Origin of the sequence: Pseudomonas sp. HLG18, from assembly GCF_051903985.1 — a bacterium.
Taxonomy (GTDB): domain Bacteria; phylum Pseudomonadota; class Gammaproteobacteria; order Pseudomonadales; family Pseudomonadaceae; genus Aquipseudomonas; species Aquipseudomonas fluorescens_BT.
The window spans coordinates 3,394,925-3,411,544 of record NZ_CP195831.1; the positions used below are offsets into that span (position 1 = coordinate 3,394,925).

The following is a 16,620-nucleotide window of genomic DNA, read 5'->3' on the forward strand; positions in this document are numbered from 1 at the left end:
GCTCCATCAGATTGCTGAATGGCAGGAGCAAACTGCGGCATCAAACGAAATAAGAGTGTTAGCCAAATACACTGAAAAAACATTGAATTTTCTTTCATGCGCAGCAGTCGGAATTTGTAAGCCGTCTGGATTTAGTTCAACTTCCAGCCGCCCTTGAACACCAAGACTTTTCAGACACTATCAACAAGGAAATCGACATGGGCACAATTCTTATCATTATCCTGATCCTGTTGCTGATCGGTGGTCTGCCGGTCTTCCCGCACTCCAGAAGTTGGGGTTATGGCCCTTCGGGCATTATCGGTGTGGTGCTGGTAGTCCTGTTGGTGCTGCTGTTACTCGGTCGGATATGACTATTTGACCGACAAAAAAAGAGGCCCTTCAAAGGGCCTCTTTTTTATTGCGTCGAATGATCAGTCCGGCTTGCCGTTAATCACACCGGCGGTGTTGTCGATCAGGCTCTTGGTGGCCGTCTGCAGGAACGCTTCGAGCTTGAGTTTCAGTTCGGCGGTACGCGGTGCGTCCGGAATGATTTCGGCAGAAGGGTTCGCGCCCAGTTGGTACTGGTAGATCTTCGGCGCCATTTCCTTTTCCTTTGGCAGAACCAGGATCTGGTCAGCGGTCACGATCGCCGTGGTCTGCTCGCTGCCCGACGGCTTGATCACACCGAAACCGGTGTCGCCTGCCGGCAGGTTGAGCAGGTCACGACCCCAGCACTGATGGCGCACTTCGCCGCCCAGACGACCCATGATGGTCGGCACGATGTCGATCTGCGTCCCTACGGTGTGGTCACGGGTACCGAATTTTTCCTGGATGCCCGGTGCGATCATCAGCATCGGTACGTTGAAGCGGCCCAGGTCCATTTCGGTAATCTGACGCTCGTTGCCAAAACCGTGATCGCCGACGATGACGAACAGGGTTTCCTTGAAGTACGGCTCCTTGCGGGCCTTCTCGAAGAACTGGCCCAGCGCCCAATCCGCATAACGCATGGCGGTCAGGTGTTCGTTGAGCGTGCCACGATCGGTCACGCGCTCGACCGGCAATGGCGTCGGCAAGGCGTACGGCGTGTGGTTGGACAGGGTCTGCAGCAGTGCATAGAACGGCTTGCCGTTTTCACGCGCCTTGAGCTCTACCAGACCACGGTCGAACATGTCCTGGTCGGACACGCCCCAGGTCGGATCGGAGAACACCGGATTGACGAAGTCGTTGCGGCCAACGAAGTTGGTCATGCCCTGGTTGCTGAAGAAACCGGACTGGTTGTCCCAGGCGAAGTCACCGTTATAGACGTAGACGTCGTCATACTTGCGCGCACTGAGCAGCTGCGGCAGGCCGGACAGTTTGTGGCTGCCTTCCGGGGTCTGCATCAGGTACTCGAAACCCGGCAGGTTCGGGAAGCACGCCATGGTGGCGAACATACCCTGGTGGGTGTGGGTGCCGTTGGAGAAGAAACGGTCGAACAGCAGGCCTTCCTTCGACAGTTTGTCGAGGTACGGCGTGATGTTGCCCGGCGCGCCCAGAGCGCCCACCGAGTGACCGGCCATGCTTTCCATCAGGATCACGACGACATTCTTGATCGGCAGGGTCTTGTCGGCCGGCGGGGTGTAGTCGCGACGTACGGCGGCGATGTCGGCATCGACCAGTTTGTCGTCCGGCATCACCAGCATCTCGCGCACCACTTTCTGCGCCTGATCCTGCGGCAGCGTGGCTTTCCAGATGTTGTTGCGGTCTTCGCCCATGCGGTCCTTGGCGGCCGCGATCAGCGACAGGGTGCCATTGAGGCCGAGCTGGTTGGCGAAGTTCGATTCGGTGGTGTACACATCACCCCAACGCAGCGGCGGGCCCTGACGCAGGGTGCCGCGCACGGCGACCACACAGATCAGCAGGCACACCACGAACACCGCCAGACGCGCATACCATGGCGCCACCTGACGGGTGCCGACGTTGCCACCGCTGAACGGGCCACGCGGGCGGGTCAGACGGTCGGCGGCCTTGAACGCCAGGGTCAGGATCACCGTGCCCACGGCCCAGGCCAGCAGGTAACGCACCACCGGGAAACCGTACCAGAGCATGCTCATCACGGTTTTCGGGTCTTCCTTCACATACTGGAACACCAGGCCGTTGAGGCGCTGGTGGAACTCGCGGTAGAAGTCCATCTCCATCAGGCCGAGGAACAGCGCGATGCTGGAGGTCACGGTCAGCCACAGGCGGAAGAACCCGCGCGCAGCCATGGCCCGGGCACTGAACAGCGCCAGCACCATCGGAACGCAGAGGTAGACCACCAGGCGCAGGTCGAAACGCAGGCCGTTGGCGAAAGCTTCGAAGAAGGTCGAAGCCGGGGTGTCGAGGATCATCTCGCGGTTGTAGACCAGCAGCGCGAGGCGCAGCACGGAAAACATCACCATCATGACCAGCGCGCACAAGAGCGTGTAGGCCAGATGCGATTTGACGGTCGGTTGCAGCAGGCGACTGGAAGATCGCTGCTGATTCAGGGCGTCCGGGTTTGCCATGTCGTTTTAGGACCCATTGAAAGTTGAAGTTGCAAAAATACAGCTGCGCCCTGCCCTCTGTTGGCCATTCCAGGCCCCGGGGCTTGCGCGGTGCGCAAATGTTGCACGATCACCGGCGGCATTGCCATTGATTACTGCCCGGCTGCCGGACTCTTTCATTAAAGGCACGGCATACCCGGACAGATAAAAACTGCGCGGGCGAATTGTCTTGAAGACTTTGTGAAAATTTCGTTCAACGCATATCCGGAAACACAATATCGCTACAAAGCAAAACGCCCCGAGTTCTTCGGGGCGTTTGCGGAGCACGCGACGCTTACTTCTCGGCGCGTTCTTTCAGGGCTTTCAGGGTATTGAACGGTGCGTCGACCACGAACTTGTTGGCAATCATCGACGGCACGCTGCCACCCGGCTCGGTGTGGACCTGATAGGTCACTTCGACCTGATCGCCCTTCGGCACGAACTTCCAGAAGCCTTTGATCTGAGCGACCCGGACAAAGCCTTTTTCTTCCGGAAGATACTTCGGCACGCCTTCCAGGTTGCGGGTCAGGCTGCCATCGGCCCCCTCAACGGTGGTGACATGCAGGATCGAATCGCGCGGGGTCACCGGCCATGGCGTATTGAACTGGGTATAGGTCCAGCTCTGGTCGCCTTCATGCTTGAGCAGTTTCTGGGTCTTGCACTCGTGAATCCAGGCACAGGCACCGGGGACGTCTTCCTGCAGTGCGCGCAGTTTGGCGACGGTAGTCTTCATCAAGGTCACGCCCTGGTAAGACTTGTAGTCCGAACCCGGCACTTCGCTCAGGGAGACCTTGATGCCGTCTTCGTTCTTGACCACTTTCCAGTCTTCAGCCTGGGCAGCCGAAGTGGCCAGCACGGCAGTCAAACCACACAACACAGCGATACGATGCAGCGAACCCATAGTCTTATTCCTTATTGTTGAAGTTCCGTACGTTTGACACATCACGCCGCCGTCATCTGCTCCCACCAACCGAGCAATCTGATCGCCTCTTCCTGACTGCTTCCGCAGACTTCGACATCGGCGCTGAACCCTGAACAGACCGCTGGACGTTCCGGTCGGCCGAAAATGCTGCACAGGTTTTCGACCGACAGCTGAACGCAACGTTCGCCGGCAGGTTTGCCATCGGGCATGCCCGGGATCGGCGAGCTGATTGAAGGGGCAATGCAACAGGCGCCACAGCCTTCACGGCATTTCATGACGACGAGCTCCTCGCGACGAGCAATGTGTTAAAGGGACGCGGAACAGAGTAACCGCTAAAACGGCTGTGTTAAATTCCCTGAACCCGGGTTTTTACGCAGAAATGAAAGTGACTGACCAGTCTCCGACAAAGCGTCTGGTCTGCGGGTCACGGATCATTTGAATTTACTGCTTGAATTCGAAATCCAGCGCCGCGCCTTCGACGTCTCTGCGCTCTTCATTGCGCAGCTGCAACTGCATTTCATTGCTCAACAGGCGACCGTTGAGCTGGAACCCGCTGTTCTTTTCACCGAACATCTGCGGCAGGACCGTATCGTGCCTGGGCAACGGCACGGTACCGGCAGGTTTCAACTGCTGAACCATTTCCCTTGGCAGGCTCAGGTCGAGTCTGGCCGGTGGCAACTGCGTTTTAACCACTTCGCTGGCCGGTTTCGACTTGGAGGCGATGGGAGGCCGCTTCTTTACGGGAGCCGCTTTCTTCTGCGTAACCTTTGGCGTTGCTGCGGTCTTTTTCGCGGAGGCCGGTTGTCTGGCCGTCGTCGTGGCTGGCGCCTTCTCCTGAACGGAAGCCGCCATGACCCCGGACACGTGGCCCGACATCAACAGGCAAAGAACAACCCAGGCGGCAGGAAAATTCGCTTTCATGAACCCAACAAAACTAACGGCAGAGGGCCATATGCTCGCCTGTTGGGCGCGGCATGACAAGCTCCGCCGAAATCTCAGAAGCCCGCAGCCATCTCTTGACAGAGCTGGGTCGCCAGCAGGCCGAGTGTCATGAGGGCGCGTTCCGCCTCACGATTCCACGGGGTACCGCAGTTCAGGCGGATACAGTGATTGAACTGCTCGGTATTACTGAAGATCAGTCCGGGGGCGATGCTGATGCCCTGCTGCAGCGCGCGGACATGCAACTCCTGCGTGTTGACCCGCCCGGGCAGGCTGACCCACAGGATGAAACCGCCAGTGGGCCGGGTCATTTGCGTGCCTTCAGGAAAGTACTGCTGCACCGCCAGCTGGAACGCACTGAGGTTTTTTCGGTATTCCTGGCGGATGTACCGTAAATGCCGGTCATAACCGCCATTTTCCAGATAAGCGGCAATCGCCATTTGCGTGACGCTGCAGGCCGAATGGGTGGTGAAGGTCTGCAGACGCTGGATTTCCTGCTGATATTTACCGGCAATCATCCAGCCGACGCGCACACCCGGCGACAGCGTCTTGGAGAAACTCGAACAGTAAATGACCCGATCCAACCGATCATAGGCCTTGAGCGCCTTGGTGCGACCCTGCTCGAACATCAGTTCGCCGTAGATGTCGTCTTCGACGATCTGGATATCGAAGTCCGAGGCCAGACGCAGCAATTGTTTTTGCCGATCCTCGGGCATGGTGCCACCCAGCGGATTGCTCAGCCGAGTCGTCAGCACCAGGGCTTTGATCGACCATTGATTGGCCGCCAGTTGCAAGGCTTCAAGGCTCATGCCGGTAGCCGGGTCGCTGGGGATTTCGATGACTTTCAGGCCCAGCAGGTCGGCCAACTGCAAGAGGCCGTAATAAGTCGGTGACTCGGCGGCAATCAGATCGCCCGGACGGGTCAGCACCCGCAATGACATCTGCAGGGCATCGACACAGCCATGGGTGATCACTACTTCCGAAGGGTCAACCACCACCCCGGCATCGCGCATACGAATCGCCACTTGCCGACGCAACGGTTCGAAACCCGGGCTGAACATGTAGCTGAAGGCCCGCGGGCTATGGAACCGGGTGACTTTGGCCAATTGCTGATGCAGTGCGCGCACCGGTAAATAATCAACACTTGGCACCGCTGCCCCCAGCGGGAACACGCCTTCTCGGCGCGATTCGACCAACACTTGCTGAATGATGCTGGCACGGGTGACCAGACCGGGCCGTTCGACCCGGGCGATGTCCGGGGTCGGCGCCGTCAGCGCCGGCGTCTGGTGTACGTAATAACCGGACTGCGGCCGCGCTCGGATCAACCCCTGATCTTCAAGATTGGCGTAAGCCTGCAACACCGTCGCGTGGCTGACATTGAGCTGCGAACTCATCTTGCGCACCGAGGGCACGCGCTCGCCGGGTTGATAGACACCACGACGGATGTCTTCGGCCAGCTGTTGAGCAATACGTTGGTAGAGCAAAAGATTGGTCATGACGCAGCACTCGATTTCACGGGCGTTTTATTCTTGTGCGAAACAATACCGGAACAGTTCTGAAGTGTACTGGGACAGTTGCCATATTAGTCAACCATACAGTGCAGTGTCGGTTAAATCTGTACTGCTTTGTGAGGTAATCGACAGACGTGAAAAAGCCCGGCGCTGCATGACAGGCCGGGCTTTCCAGTAACGCCACCCTCAGCGGGCGGCGCCGAGCTGGCCTTTTTCGTCGGAAAACACGATTTCCACCCGACGGTTCTGCGCACGCCCACGTTCGGAAGCGTTGGCGTCTACCGGGTACTCGTCGCCGTAGCCTTCGACCTGAATACGTTTTTCGTCGATGCCCAGATCCGTCAGTACGTCAGCCACGGATTGTGCGCGATCACGAGACAATTTGAGATTTTCCTGCTTGCCACCGGTGCTGTCGGTATAGCCCTCGATTCGCACTACGCGCTTGGGATTGAGCTGCAGGAATTGCACGATCTTCAACACCACACGATTGGCCGAGTTCTTCAGTTCGGCTTCGCCGGTATCGAACAGCACGTCACCGAGGGTCATCACCAGTCCGCGATCGGTCTGGGTAGTGGCCAGTGCAACGATCTGCTCCTCCAGCCACTTGCCCTGCTGCTGCACGCTCAACAGTTTGGATTCGCGCAATGCCAACTGCAGGCGTTGGCGCTCGAGCTCAAGCTTGGCCGCGCGTTCCTCGTTGAGTACCAGATTGGTATGCTCTCGGGCGATCTGGCTGTAACGCTGGCTCAAGTAGGAATAATGCACCACGTCCGCACCGCTTCCCCAATAGGTGGAGAGACGGTCGGCACGGGCCAGGGACTCACCGGCCCGAATCACGTCTTTCGGCGCGATACGCAGCACATTGGAATCTTCCTTGACCTTCTGAAAGTCAGCGCTGGCCTCCTGCAAGGCGCCCTCGCTGTGTTGACCGGCGCAGCCAAAGAGGCTGGTACAACCGACGAGCACCAGCCCGCCGAACAATTTGGACATCGAATTCATCGGGCATCCCCCAGTTGCTTGCGCAGACGGACGATGCGGGTATTGAGCACGTTCAGTTGCTCCTCGCTTTTCTGGGTCAGCACCTTGGCTTCAGCCAGACGGGCGTCCAGCTCGGCCTGTTCGGCGCGCATCCGTGCATTCTTGAAGGATTCGCCAGCCATGCTGCCCTTGGCCCGATTGAATTTGTCTTCGGCCAGTTTCATCTCGGGCACTTCATCGGCAGTGGCGCCGACAGCCTTGGCTTGCTCGAGCGCCTGCTCGGTCAGCCGCATTTGTTCGTGGGGTGCCGGATCACTGGCGCAACCGGCCAGAGCCAGAACGGCCAGAGCCGCGAAAAGAAGTCGATTACTCACTAAGAATCCCTACTGTTTTGGGGCGCTGACAGGTTGCTGCGGCGATTGTTGCTGCTGCGCCTTCCAGCGCTCGATGTTGCGTTGCAGCGCGGCTTCCGTCAGGCCGGACGCGGGCAATTCTGTCATCTTTTTGGCCAGCTGTCCGCGCAACCACGGATCGTTGCAAGCCGAGTTGTGGGAAAGCGCAAGGAACAGACCGGGCCGGTCAATCGGTTGCTCGAAAGCCAGCAGATCATTGGCCATGCCCAGTGCCTGCGCGGCGGCCATCCCCGAGTAGCGGCCGGCGAGTACATATTCAACCTCCCCCAGCAGAAGTTTCTGAAACGCCTGGGTCAGGTTTGCCGTCCGGGTCAGGGTCAATTGCTGCTCGGCAAAAGTGCTGAATGCCTGGGTCATTCGAGACTTTTCCGACAAGCCTCCGGTATGTCCATGCAGGTCTTTGGCTTCGTTATAGACGAGCGTCGAGCCCTTGCGCGTCCACACCAGGTAATCGTTTTCCAGTAGCGGAGGATGGATGTAGTCGAGATTTTCCAGCTCGTTGAAGTTCAGCGGAGCGTCCGCCAGCACATCCATGCGACCACTGCGAACTTCGTCGAGGGCCTGGGCGCGCTTACCGGCATAGAGCAACTCGACCTTGATCCCCAGGTCCTTCGCAACCTGCTGCAACAGGTCAGCGCTGGCACCGATCAGTTGTTTCGGGTTTTGCGGGTCCTGCCACAGATAGGGCGGAGCGTCAGGGCTGCCAGTGACGACCAGTCGCTCGCATTTGCCCGCTGCATTGGACAACCCCGGCAACAGACTGGAGCACAGCAATAACGAGAAGCCTAACCGGCGATGCAGATCCATGGCGAAACGCTCCCACTCAAATCCGAGACAAAAAAAAGCCCGACCAACAGGCCGGGCTCTTTATAAGTGAAGCCGCCGGATTAGACCAGCTTCTCCAGCTCAGGTACGGCTTCGAACAGATCCGCCACCAGGCCGTAGTCGGCCACCTGGAAGATCGGCGCTTCTTCATCCTTGTTGATCGCAACGATCACTTTGGAGTCTTTCATGCCGGCCAGGTGCTGGATCGCGCCGGAAATACCGACGGCGATGTACAGCTGAGGTGCAACGATCTTGCCGGTCTGACCGACCTGCATGTCGTTCGGTACGAAACCTGCGTCGACCGCGGCGCGGGAAGCACCGACGGCAGCGCCCAGCTTGTCGGCCAGGGCGTACAGGTGTTTGAAGTTGTCGCCGTTTTGCATGCCACGGCCGCCGGAAACGACGATCTTGGCAGCGGTCAGCTCAGGACGATCGGACTTGGCCAACTCTTCGCTGACGAAGCTGGAAGTGCCGGCGTTATGGGCAGCAGCAACCGCTTCAACGGCAGCCGAACCACCTTCAGCGGCAACCGGGTCGAAACCGGTGGCACGCACGGTGATCACTTTGATCGCAGCGGTCGATTGCACGGTAGCGATGGCGTTACCGGCGTAGATCGGACGCTTGAAGGTGTCAGCGCTTTCTACCGAGATGATCTCGGAGATCTGGTCAACGTCCAGCTGGGCGGCTACGCGCGGCAGGATGTTTTTGCCGTTGGAAGTGGCGGCAGCCAGGATGTGGCTGTAACCCTTGCCCAGTTCAGCAACCAGCGGAGCAACGTTTTCCGGCAACTGATGCGCGTAAGCGGCATTGTCAGCGTTCAGGACTTTGCTCACGCCAGCGATTTTCGCGGCGGCTTCAGCCACGGCGCCAGCGCCTTGACCCGCAACCAGAACGTGGATGTCGCCGCCGATTTTGGCAGCGGCAGCCACGGTGTTCAGGGTGGCCGGAGCCAGCACCTTGTTGTCGTGTTCGGCGATTACCAAGATAGTCATGATCAGATTACCTTCGCTTCGTTTTTCAGTTTCTCGACCAGTTCAGCCACCGACTTGACCTTGATACCCGCGCTGCGTGCAGCTGGCGCTTCGACTTTCAGGGTCTTGTTGGTGGAGGCGGTGGAAACGCCCAAAGCGTCCGGAGTCAGCGTCTCGAGAGGCTTCTTCTTGGCTTTCATGATGTTTGGCAGGGACGCGTAGCGCGGCTCGTTCAAACGCAGGTCGGTGGTGACGATGGCCGGCAGTTTCAGGGAAACGGTCTGCGCGCCGCCGTCGATTTCGCGGGTCACGGCAACGCTGTCGCCGGAGACTTCGACTTTCGAGGCGAAAGTGCCCTGACCGTAGCCGCTCAGTGCAGCGAGCATCTGGCCGGTCTGGTTGTTGTCGCTGTCGATGGCCTGTTTGCCCAGGATCACCAACTGAGGCTGTTCCTTGTCGACCACGGCCTTGAGCAGCTTGGCCACGGCCAGGGAAGTCAGGTCTTCAGCGGATTCGACGAGGATGGCGCGGTCGGCACCCAGAGCCAGTGCGGTACGCAGCTGTTCCTGAGCGGTGGACGGGCCGATGGAGACGACGACGATTTCAGTCGCAACGCCTTTCTCTTTCAGGCGTACGGCTTCTTCCACTGCGATTTCGCAGAACGGGTTCATCGACATCTTGACGTTGGCGAGGTCTACGCCGGAATTGTCCGCCTTGACGCGAACCTTGACGTTGTAATCCACAACGCGTTTGACAGCTACAAGAACCTTCATGGATTCCTCGTTACTCTCCGGTGAAAAGAAAGTCGCCTAGGCGAACCTGGCGGTTGATGCTCATCGGGCACAAGGGCACCTCTAAAAACGCCGGCTGAGCGGGATGACCGTTCGTCAGTCGTGACCGACGAGTCATGCCGCTTCGCGGTGTGTAAACTGCGCGCCGAACCTGCGCTGCGCATCACCGGTTACCGCCTACGCCCTGTCTTTAGAGGTGCTCTTGAAACCACCATTCAGCCTACGGCGAGCGCAAAACCGCCCGTATCTTGACCGGAACGCCCATTCTGGTCAATACGCCAAAATGCCCTGTCATAAGCCGCGCTTCTTTGATTTCTCTGGGCTGGAGCCGATTCAAACAAACGTTTGTATTGGACGCTAAGAGTGGTGTAGATATAATGCGCCGCCTAGAGAGAAAGGTGGTTTGCCCATTATTACCCTTGACGTTAACGTAAAGGCAATAACGGATACGACACCGAACCTCCAAATTAGAAAAAAAACTGTTGAGCCTTGAGTAGGAGATAGCCTGTGGAACGCGAATACATGGAATTCGACGTGGTCATCGTCGGTGCCGGCCCCGCTGGCCTGTCCGCCGCCTGCCGTCTGAAGCAGAAGGCCGCCGAAGCCGGTAAGGAAATCAGCGTCTGCGTGGTCGAAAAAGGCTCCGAAGTCGGCGCGCATATCCTGTCCGGTGCCGTATTCGAACCACGGGCCCTGAACGAACTGTTCCCGGACTGGAAAGAACTCGGCGCTCCGCTGAACACGCCTGTCACCCGCGATGACATCTTCGTGCTGAAAAACGCCGAAAGCGCGCAGAAAATTCCTGACTTCTTTGTGCCCAAGACCATGCACAACGAAGGCAACTACATTATTTCCCTCGGCAACCTGTGCCGCTGGCTCGCTCAGCAGGCCGAGAACCTGGGCGTGGAAATCTACCCGGGCTTCGCCGCTCAGGAAGCGCTGATCGATGAAAACGGTGTGGTGCGCGGGATCATCACCGGCGACCTCGGTGTCGACCGCGAAGGTCATCCGAAAGACGGTCTGTACACCCCGGGCATGGAACTGCGTGGCAAATACACGCTGTTCGCCGAAGGCTGCCGTGGCCACATCGGCAAGCAGCTGATCAAGCGCTACAACCTCGACAGCGATGCCGACGCCCAGCACTACGGCATCGGCCTGAAGGAAATCTGGGAAGTCGACCCGGCCAAACACCAGCCAGGCCTGGTAGTACACACCGCCGGTTGGCCGATGGACATCATGGGCACCGAGAACACCGGTGGCTCCTTCCTTTATCACCTGGAAAACAATCAGGTGGTGGTCGGTCTGATCGTCGATCTGTCCTACAGCAACACCTACCTGTCGCCGTTCGACGAGTTCCAGCGCCTCAAGCATCACCCGGTACTCAAGCAGTACCTGGAAGGCGGCAAGCGAATCAGCTACGGCGCACGTGCAATCTGCAAGGGCGGCCTGAACTCGCTGCCGAAAATGGTGTTCAAGGGCGGCGCGCTGATCGGTTGCGACCTCGGCACCCTGAACTTCGCCAAGATCAAAGGCAGCCACACTGCGATGAAGTCCGGCATGCTCGCCGCTGAATCCGTGGCTGACGCGCTGTTCGCCGAGAAAGACGGCACTGAAGAGCTGACCACCTACGTCGACGCGTTCAAGAAGAGCTGGCTCTACGAAGAACTGTTCGCCAGCCGCAACTTCGGCCCGGCGATCCACAAGTTCGGCGCCATCGTTGGCGGTGGTTTCAACTGGCTGGACCAGAACATCTTCGGCGGCAAACTGCCGTTCACCCTGCACGACACCAAGCCGGACTACGCCTGCCTCAAGCTCGCGGCCGACTGCAAGAAGATCGACTACCCGAAACCCGACGGCAAGATCAGTTTCGACAAACTGAGCTCGGTGTTCATCTCCGGTACCAACCATGAAGAAGAACAGCCGTGTCACTTGAAACTGACCGACCCGACCATCCCGTTGAGCCGCAACCTTCCGATGTACGACGAACCGGCGCAGCGTTACTGCCCGGCCGGCGTGTATGAGGTGATCACCAAGGAAGACGGCGAGAAGCGCTTCCAGATCAACGCCCAGAACTGCGTGCACTGCAAGACCTGCGACATCAAGGACCCTTCGCAGAACATCACCTGGGTGACGCCGGAAGGCGCTGGCGGCCCTACTTACCCGAACATGTAAGTCGAATCGCTGAACATCAAGGCTCCCTGTATGGGGGCCTTTTTGTTGCCCACTATTCCTGCAACGCCACAAAACCAATGTGGGAGCGGGCTTGCTCGCGAAGGCGTCGTGTCAGGCAGCATATCTGTCAACTGACACACTGCATTCGCGAGCAAGCCCGCTCCCACAGGTACTGTGGCAACTCAGGCAGCGCGCTCATCCCCGGGGCTGCGTTCGAAATAGCGCTTGTACTCGCGACTGAACTGCGACGTGCTCTGATACCCCACCCGATGCGCAACCTGGGCGACACCCAGCCCCTCGGCGATCAACAACGTCTGCGCCTTCAACAAGCGCAAACGCTTCAGATACTGCACCGGCGACAGCAGCGTGCTGCGCTTGAAGTGTTCGTGAAAGGTCGAAACGCTCATGTTCGCGCAACTGGCCAGCGTCTCGACGTTCAACGGCTCGGTGTAATGCGCATGCAGATGACTGATCGAAGCCGCCACCCGGGCAAATTGCCCCTGCTGCTCCACCAGCGCCCGCAGCACATCGGCCTGAGGCCCGCGCAACGCGACGAACAACAATTCACGCACCCGCGCCGGTCCGAGAATCTGGCATTCCAGCGGATCGTGCAGACAGCGCAGCAAGCGTTCGACACAACCGCGCATGTCATCGTCGAGCACCACCGAGGTCATCGACTCCGGTGTCTGCGCCGGAATATGCCGCCCCGGTGCCAGCCCCATGGCCAGCACCAGCTCACCGAGCAGCACCCGGTCGATCGCCACCGACACGCCGAGCAACGGCGCGTCCGGCAACGCATAGGTCTCGCACTCGAACGGCACCGGCAGCGCCTGGATCAGATAATGCCCGGCGCCATATTCCATGGTGCGAGGGCCGAGATACGCCAGTTTGCTGCCCTGAGCAATGATCATCAGGCTCGGTTCATAAATGTGCGGGCCACGGGCGACGTCGCAACTGGCGCGCAACACTTGCACGCCCGGCAGCCCGGTCTGGCTGTAACCATCGCGCAGCGCCAGAGGTTCGATCAGCGAAACCAGGGTGGCGTTGGCATCAAGGTGACGAGTCAATTGCATCGGCTGGCTCTTCAGAAAAAATCACGGAAAAAGGGATAAAAGCATCATCGCAGATCCTTTTGCCAATGCGGCCGATCACCCCCGCATGCCGGAGGATTAGGCATGACACCCGGAGGAATCGCCATGGCCGGACGACCAGACGGCGCCCAGAATGCGCCACCTCACTTGTCACTGCTTTTGCGAGGTTTCACATGTACACCGCCATCGGCTATGCCGCTCAAACGGCCACCACGCCCCTCGCCCCGATGAAATTCGAACGCCGCAGCCCTCGTGCCGACGACGTCGCCATCGAAATCCTGTACTGCGGCGTCTGCCATTCCGACATCCACCAGGCGCGCAACGAATGGGGCATCGCCGTTTATCCGTTGATGCCCGGCCATGAGATCGTCGGAAAAGTCACCGCCGTCGGTGCGAATGTTACCAAGCACAAGGTCGGCGATCTGGTCGGCGTCGGCTGCATGGTCGATTCCTGCCGCACCTGCGAAGCCTGCCAGTCGAACCTCGAGCAATACTGCCTCGAAGGCCCGACCATGACCTACGCCACCCCGGACCGGGTCGATGGCAGCAACACCATGGGCGGTTATTCGGACAGCATCGTGGTCAGCGAACACTTCGTGGTGCGCATCCCCGAGAAGCTCGATCTGGCGGCTGCCGCGCCGATTCTCTGCGCCGGCATCACCACCTACTCGCCACTCAAGCACTACGGCGTGAAGGCTGGCGACAAGGTCGGGATTCTCGGCATGGGCGGCCTCGGCCACATGGGCATCAAGTTCGCCAAGGCCATGGGTGCCGAAGTGACGCTGTTCACCCGTTCGGCAAGCAAGGCCGAGGAAGGTCGTCGTCAGGGCGCCGATCACGTGATCGTCTCCACCGACGAAGAACAGATGAAAGCCGCAGCCGGTCGTTTCGACTTCCTGCTGGACACCATTCCGGTGCAGCACGACCTCAACCCGTACCTCGACACCCTGCGCTTCGACGGCGTGCACATTCTGGTGGGTCTGATCGAACCGATCGATCCGCCGGTCCACGCCGCCAAACTGGTACTGGGTCGTCGTGTATTGGCCGGTTCGCTGATCGGTGGCGTCGCCGAAACCCAGGAAGTGCTGGATTTCTGCGCCGAGCACAACATCAGCTGCGACATCGAAATGCTCGACATCCGCCAGATCAACGAGGCCTACGCCCGCATGATCGCCGGTGATGTGAAGTATCGCTTCGTCATCGACATGGCGACTCTGAAGCTCTGATTCCTCAGACCTTCAAGCCAAGCTCCGCCGAGAGCCGGGTTGTGACTCCTTTGATCAGGGGAATCAGCTCGGCCATTTTCTCCAGCGGCATGTACGGCACGGTGCTGGCGATGCTGATCGCCGCGACGATGCGCTTGCTCGCGTCGCGGATCGGCGCCGCCACGCAGCGGATCGCCGGCTCGTTGTCTTCCAGATCGAACGCATAGCCACCGGCCACATACTCGGTCATCCGTTGCGCCATTTGCTCCCACGACTGCTGGGGATGCTGCGGCCAGAACTGACTTTTCCCGCCCGCCGGCAGGCTGATTTCGTACAGCCGCTGCCAATCCTGCGGCGAATCATCCAGCATTAGCGCCTTACCGATTCCGGTTCGTGCCAACGGCATGCGATGGCCAACCCGCGAACGCATTTCCGGGCCGTTGCGTCCCGGATTCTTCAGCAGGTAAAGCACTTCGTCGCCTTCACGAATCCCCAGGTGAACGGTGTCGCCGGTCAGCGCCGACAACTCGTCCAGATACGGCCCGGCCAATGTCGCCAACGGCAACTCTTCACGCGCCTGAAAACCCAGTTCGATCAGCTTCGGCCCCAGCAGGTAACCGACTTGCGGCACGACGCGCAGGTAACGCTCGTCCACCAGACAACTGGCCAGACGATGAGTGGTGCTGCGGGTGGTGCCGATCAGGCGGGCAATCTCTTTGAGATCGCGGGCGCCACTGGCAACCGCCTGCACCACACCCAACCCGCGAAGCAGGGTCTGGGTGCCGGTCGGCGCGGCGTCCTTGGCATTTTTCGGGGCGTCTTCCTGCATATCCAGCCTTTAGCGTTGAGCGAGGGAACGGGCGGCATTATGGTCGCCCGACAGGGACGACTACAACTCGATGCGCTCGACCTTGCCCACCAGCAGCACGTAGGACAAAGCACCGATCAATGCCAGAACCGCGATGTAGGTGATCGCCGGCGCAAACGAATCGCCGCTGGCGAGAAAGCCGATGACAATCGGCGTGGCAATCGCCGACAGATTGCCGATGAAGTTGAACACCCCACCGGTCAAGCCCAGCAACCGCGCCGGCGCCAGCGTCGAGACCAGCGACCAGGTGATCGACGCCAGCCCATTGCCGAAAAACGCCAGGGCCAGGAAGGCAATCACCAGCGGCGTCGACTCGACGAAGTTGGCCCCGATGATCGAGGTAGAAATCAGCAACCCGCCAATGATCGGCAGTTTGCGCGCAAACCCGACGGTGCAGCCACGGCGGATCAGGAAATCGGAAAAGAACCCGGAGCACAGCACGCCGATGAACGCGGCGAGAAACGGCAGCGAAGCCAGCAGACCGGACTTGATAAAGTCCATGCCGCGGTATTTCACCAGGTAGGTCGGGAACCACGTCAGGAAAAACCACAGCGTCGAGTTGAGGCAGAACTGGCCGAGGTAGATCCCCCACAACTTGCGTTTGCTCAGGACGATGCCGAGATCGGTCCAGCTGAATTTCGCCTTCACTTTTGCAGTTTCAGCGGCGATATCCACCAGGCCGCCGCCCTCGCGGATCAGGTCGATTTCCGCTTCGTTGGCGCCTTTGAAATCACGCGGCTCGCGATACACCGCGTACCAGATCGCCGCCCAGATGATGCCCACCGCGCCGGTCACGACAAACACCATGTGCCAGCCGAACTCGTGTTGCAGCCACGCCAGCACCGGGGTCAGAAACGCCAGCCCGACAAACTGCCCGGAGGTGTAGAACCCGATGGCCGTGGCCCGCTCACGCTCGGGGAACCAGGTTGTCACCACACGGCTGTTGATCGGGTACGCCGGCGCTTCCAGCGCACCGACCGCCATGCGCAGCACGAACAGCGCGATGAAACTGGCGGCGAACCCGAGCATCACGGTGGCCAGCGACCACAACAACAGCGCAACGCTGTAAAGAATGCGCGGCGGCACGCGATCCACCAGCCAACCGCCGGGGATCTGCATGGCAGCGTAGGTCCAGCCGAATGCGGAAAAGATCAGCCCGACATGCACCGGGTCGATGCCCAGATCGGAAGTGAGCGCCGGGGCGGCAATCGACAGATTGCTACGATCGAGGTAGTTGATGACCACGGTGATGAACAGCAACACCATGATGAAAAACCGCTTGCGGCTGGGCGTGACTAACGTCGCTTGCCCGGTGAGGGTTTGCGGTTGCATGGGGAGCGCCTCTTTTTATGTTTATTGAGGTCGGGGGGATGCAGATCTCCGCTCCCTGGAGATCTGACTTACTGGATACG

Annotated in this window: 16 protein-coding genes; 3 read left to right on the top strand and 13 right to left on the bottom strand. The window is 59.5% G+C overall.

All coding sequences use genetic code 11. The annotated features are described in order from the left end of the window. Nucleotides 1-191 precede the first annotated feature (191 nt). Nucleotides 192-350, top strand: a complete 159-nt coding sequence (locus tag ACSPX5_RS15515; protein WP_169432680.1) for a DUF3309 family protein — start codon at nucleotides 192-194, stop codon at nucleotides 348-350. Between the two features lie 60 nt (nucleotides 351-410). Here the strand turns inward: ACSPX5_RS15515 and ACSPX5_RS15520 are convergent, their stop codons facing one another. The 10 genes from ACSPX5_RS15520 to ACSPX5_RS15565 all read right to left on the bottom strand — a co-directional run bounded on the left by ACSPX5_RS15520 (nucleotide 411) and on the right by ACSPX5_RS15565 (nucleotide 9,854). Then, nucleotides 411-2,504, bottom strand: a complete 2,094-nt coding sequence (locus tag ACSPX5_RS15520; RefSeq protein ID WP_169431404.1) for an LTA synthase family protein — start codon at nucleotides 2,502-2,504, stop codon at nucleotides 411-413. Nucleotides 2,505-2,817: 313 nt separating this feature from the next. Continuing rightward, on the bottom strand, nucleotides 2,818-3,423 hold the full coding sequence (locus tag ACSPX5_RS15525) for an START domain-containing protein (RefSeq protein WP_169431405.1): 606 nt from the start codon (nucleotides 3,421-3,423) through the stop codon (nucleotides 2,818-2,820). A gap of 41 nt (nucleotides 3,424-3,464) precedes the next feature. Further along, nucleotides 3,465-3,719 carry a YkgJ family cysteine cluster protein gene (locus tag ACSPX5_RS15530; RefSeq protein WP_085710899.1) on the bottom strand — a complete coding sequence of 85 codons (255 nt, stop codon included), beginning with the start codon at nucleotides 3,717-3,719 and terminating at the stop codon, nucleotides 3,465-3,467. Between the two features lie 166 nt (nucleotides 3,720-3,885). After that, nucleotides 3,886-4,365, bottom strand: a complete 480-nt coding sequence (locus ACSPX5_RS15535; protein ID WP_207865528.1) for a translation initiation factor 2 — start codon at nucleotides 4,363-4,365, stop codon at nucleotides 3,886-3,888. Between the two features lie 74 nt (nucleotides 4,366-4,439). Next, nucleotides 4,440-5,879, bottom strand: a complete 1,440-nt coding sequence (locus ACSPX5_RS15540) for a PLP-dependent aminotransferase family protein (RefSeq protein ID WP_169431407.1) — start codon at nucleotides 5,877-5,879, stop codon at nucleotides 4,440-4,442. Nucleotides 5,880-6,080: 201 nt separating this feature from the next. Continuing rightward, the gene (locus tag ACSPX5_RS15545; RefSeq protein WP_423815196.1) at nucleotides 6,081-6,884 is read right to left on the bottom strand and encodes an OmpA family protein; all 804 of its coding nucleotides are present in this window, start codon (nucleotides 6,882-6,884) and stop codon (nucleotides 6,081-6,083) included. A 5-nt stretch (nucleotides 6,885-6,889) separates the two neighbouring features. Next, complete coding sequence (locus ACSPX5_RS15550; RefSeq protein ID WP_169431409.1) at nucleotides 6,890-7,246, bottom strand: DUF4398 domain-containing protein; 357 nt, start codon at nucleotides 7,244-7,246, stop codon at nucleotides 6,890-6,892. Nucleotides 7,247-7,255: 9 nt separating this feature from the next. Beyond that, the gene (locus ACSPX5_RS15555; protein WP_439819870.1) at nucleotides 7,256-8,092 is read right to left on the bottom strand and encodes a substrate-binding periplasmic protein; all 837 of its coding nucleotides are present in this window, start codon (nucleotides 8,090-8,092) and stop codon (nucleotides 7,256-7,258) included. A gap of 80 nt (nucleotides 8,093-8,172) precedes the next feature. Further along, the gene (locus ACSPX5_RS15560; protein WP_085710904.1) at nucleotides 8,173-9,102 is read right to left on the bottom strand and encodes an electron transfer flavoprotein subunit alpha/FixB family protein; all 930 of its coding nucleotides are present in this window, start codon (nucleotides 9,100-9,102) and stop codon (nucleotides 8,173-8,175) included. Nucleotides 9,103-9,104: 2 nt separating this feature from the next. Continuing rightward, nucleotides 9,105-9,854: an electron transfer flavoprotein subunit beta/FixA family protein gene (locus ACSPX5_RS15565; RefSeq protein WP_007950859.1), complete on the bottom strand. Its 750-nt coding sequence runs from the start codon at nucleotides 9,852-9,854 to the stop codon at nucleotides 9,105-9,107. 525 nt (nucleotides 9,855-10,379) lie between these two features. Between ACSPX5_RS15565 and ACSPX5_RS15570 the strand changes: the two genes are divergently transcribed. Beyond that, complete coding sequence (locus tag ACSPX5_RS15570; RefSeq protein WP_169431412.1) at nucleotides 10,380-12,044, top strand: electron transfer flavoprotein-ubiquinone oxidoreductase; 1,665 nt, start codon at nucleotides 10,380-10,382, stop codon at nucleotides 12,042-12,044. A 182-nt stretch (nucleotides 12,045-12,226) separates the two neighbouring features. Here ACSPX5_RS15570 and ACSPX5_RS15575 read toward each other — a convergent pair whose 3' ends face one another. Further along, nucleotides 12,227-13,117, bottom strand: a complete 891-nt coding sequence (locus ACSPX5_RS15575) for an AraC family transcriptional regulator (RefSeq protein WP_011335404.1) — start codon at nucleotides 13,115-13,117, stop codon at nucleotides 12,227-12,229. Nucleotides 13,118-13,308: 191 nt separating this feature from the next. Here ACSPX5_RS15575 and ACSPX5_RS15580 point away from each other — a divergent pair, with 191 nt between their 5' ends. After that, nucleotides 13,309-14,361: an NAD(P)-dependent alcohol dehydrogenase gene (locus tag ACSPX5_RS15580; protein ID WP_011335405.1), complete on the top strand. Its 1,053-nt coding sequence runs from the start codon at nucleotides 13,309-13,311 to the stop codon at nucleotides 14,359-14,361. A gap of 4 nt (nucleotides 14,362-14,365) precedes the next feature. On the opposite strand, the gene ACSPX5_RS15585 is transcribed toward ACSPX5_RS15580, so the two are convergent. Both ACSPX5_RS15585 and ACSPX5_RS15590 read right to left on the bottom strand, forming a co-directional pair. Then, nucleotides 14,366-15,169 carry an IclR family transcriptional regulator gene (locus tag ACSPX5_RS15585; protein WP_169431414.1) on the bottom strand — a complete coding sequence of 268 codons (804 nt, stop codon included), beginning with the start codon at nucleotides 15,167-15,169 and terminating at the stop codon, nucleotides 14,366-14,368. 60 nt (nucleotides 15,170-15,229) lie between these two features. Continuing rightward, complete coding sequence (locus ACSPX5_RS15590; RefSeq protein WP_439819871.1) at nucleotides 15,230-16,540, bottom strand: MFS transporter; 1,311 nt, start codon at nucleotides 16,538-16,540, stop codon at nucleotides 15,230-15,232. Nucleotides 16,541-16,620: the final 80 nt, after the last annotated feature.

Excerpts from the sequence above, each read along its gene's own strand:
- ACSPX5_RS15520 (WP_169431404.1), bottom strand. The coding sequence starts at position 2,504 with ATGGCAAACCCGGACGCCCTGAATCAGCAGCGATCTTCCAGTCGCCTG.
- ACSPX5_RS15525 (WP_169431405.1), bottom strand. The coding sequence starts at position 3,423 with ATGGGTTCGCTGCATCGTATCGCTGTGTTGTGTGGTTTGACTGCCGTG.
- ACSPX5_RS15530 (WP_085710899.1), bottom strand. The coding sequence starts at position 3,719 with ATGAAATGCCGTGAAGGCTGTGGCGCCTGTTGCATTGCCCCTTCAATC.
- ACSPX5_RS15535 (WP_207865528.1), bottom strand. The coding sequence starts at position 4,365 with ATGAAAGCGAATTTTCCTGCCGCCTGGGTTGTTCTTTGCCTGTTGATG.
- ACSPX5_RS15540 (WP_169431407.1), bottom strand. The coding sequence starts at position 5,879 with ATGACCAATCTTTTGCTCTACCAACGTATTGCTCAACAGCTGGCCGAA.
- ACSPX5_RS15545 (WP_423815196.1), bottom strand. The coding sequence starts at position 6,884 with ATGTCCAAATTGTTCGGCGGGCTGGTGCTCGTCGGTTGTACCAGCCTC.
- ACSPX5_RS15555 (WP_439819870.1), bottom strand. The coding sequence starts at position 8,092 with ATGGATCTGCATCGCCGGTTAGGCTTCTCGTTATTGCTGTGCTCCAGT.
- ACSPX5_RS15560 (WP_085710904.1), bottom strand. The coding sequence starts at position 9,102 with ATGACTATCTTGGTAATCGCCGAACACGACAACAAGGTGCTGGCTCCG.
- ACSPX5_RS15565 (WP_007950859.1), bottom strand. The coding sequence starts at position 9,854 with ATGAAGGTTCTTGTAGCTGTCAAACGCGTTGTGGATTACAACGTCAAG.
- ACSPX5_RS15575 (WP_011335404.1), bottom strand. The coding sequence starts at position 13,117 with ATGCAATTGACTCGTCACCTTGATGCCAACGCCACCCTGGTTTCGCTG.
- ACSPX5_RS15580 (WP_011335405.1), top strand. The coding sequence starts at position 13,309 with ATGTACACCGCCATCGGCTATGCCGCTCAAACGGCCACCACGCCCCTC.
- ACSPX5_RS15585 (WP_169431414.1), bottom strand. The coding sequence starts at position 15,169 with ATGCAGGAAGACGCCCCGAAAAATGCCAAGGACGCCGCGCCGACCGGC.
- ACSPX5_RS15590 (WP_439819871.1), bottom strand. The coding sequence starts at position 16,540 with ATGCAACCGCAAACCCTCACCGGGCAAGCGACGTTAGTCACGCCCAGC.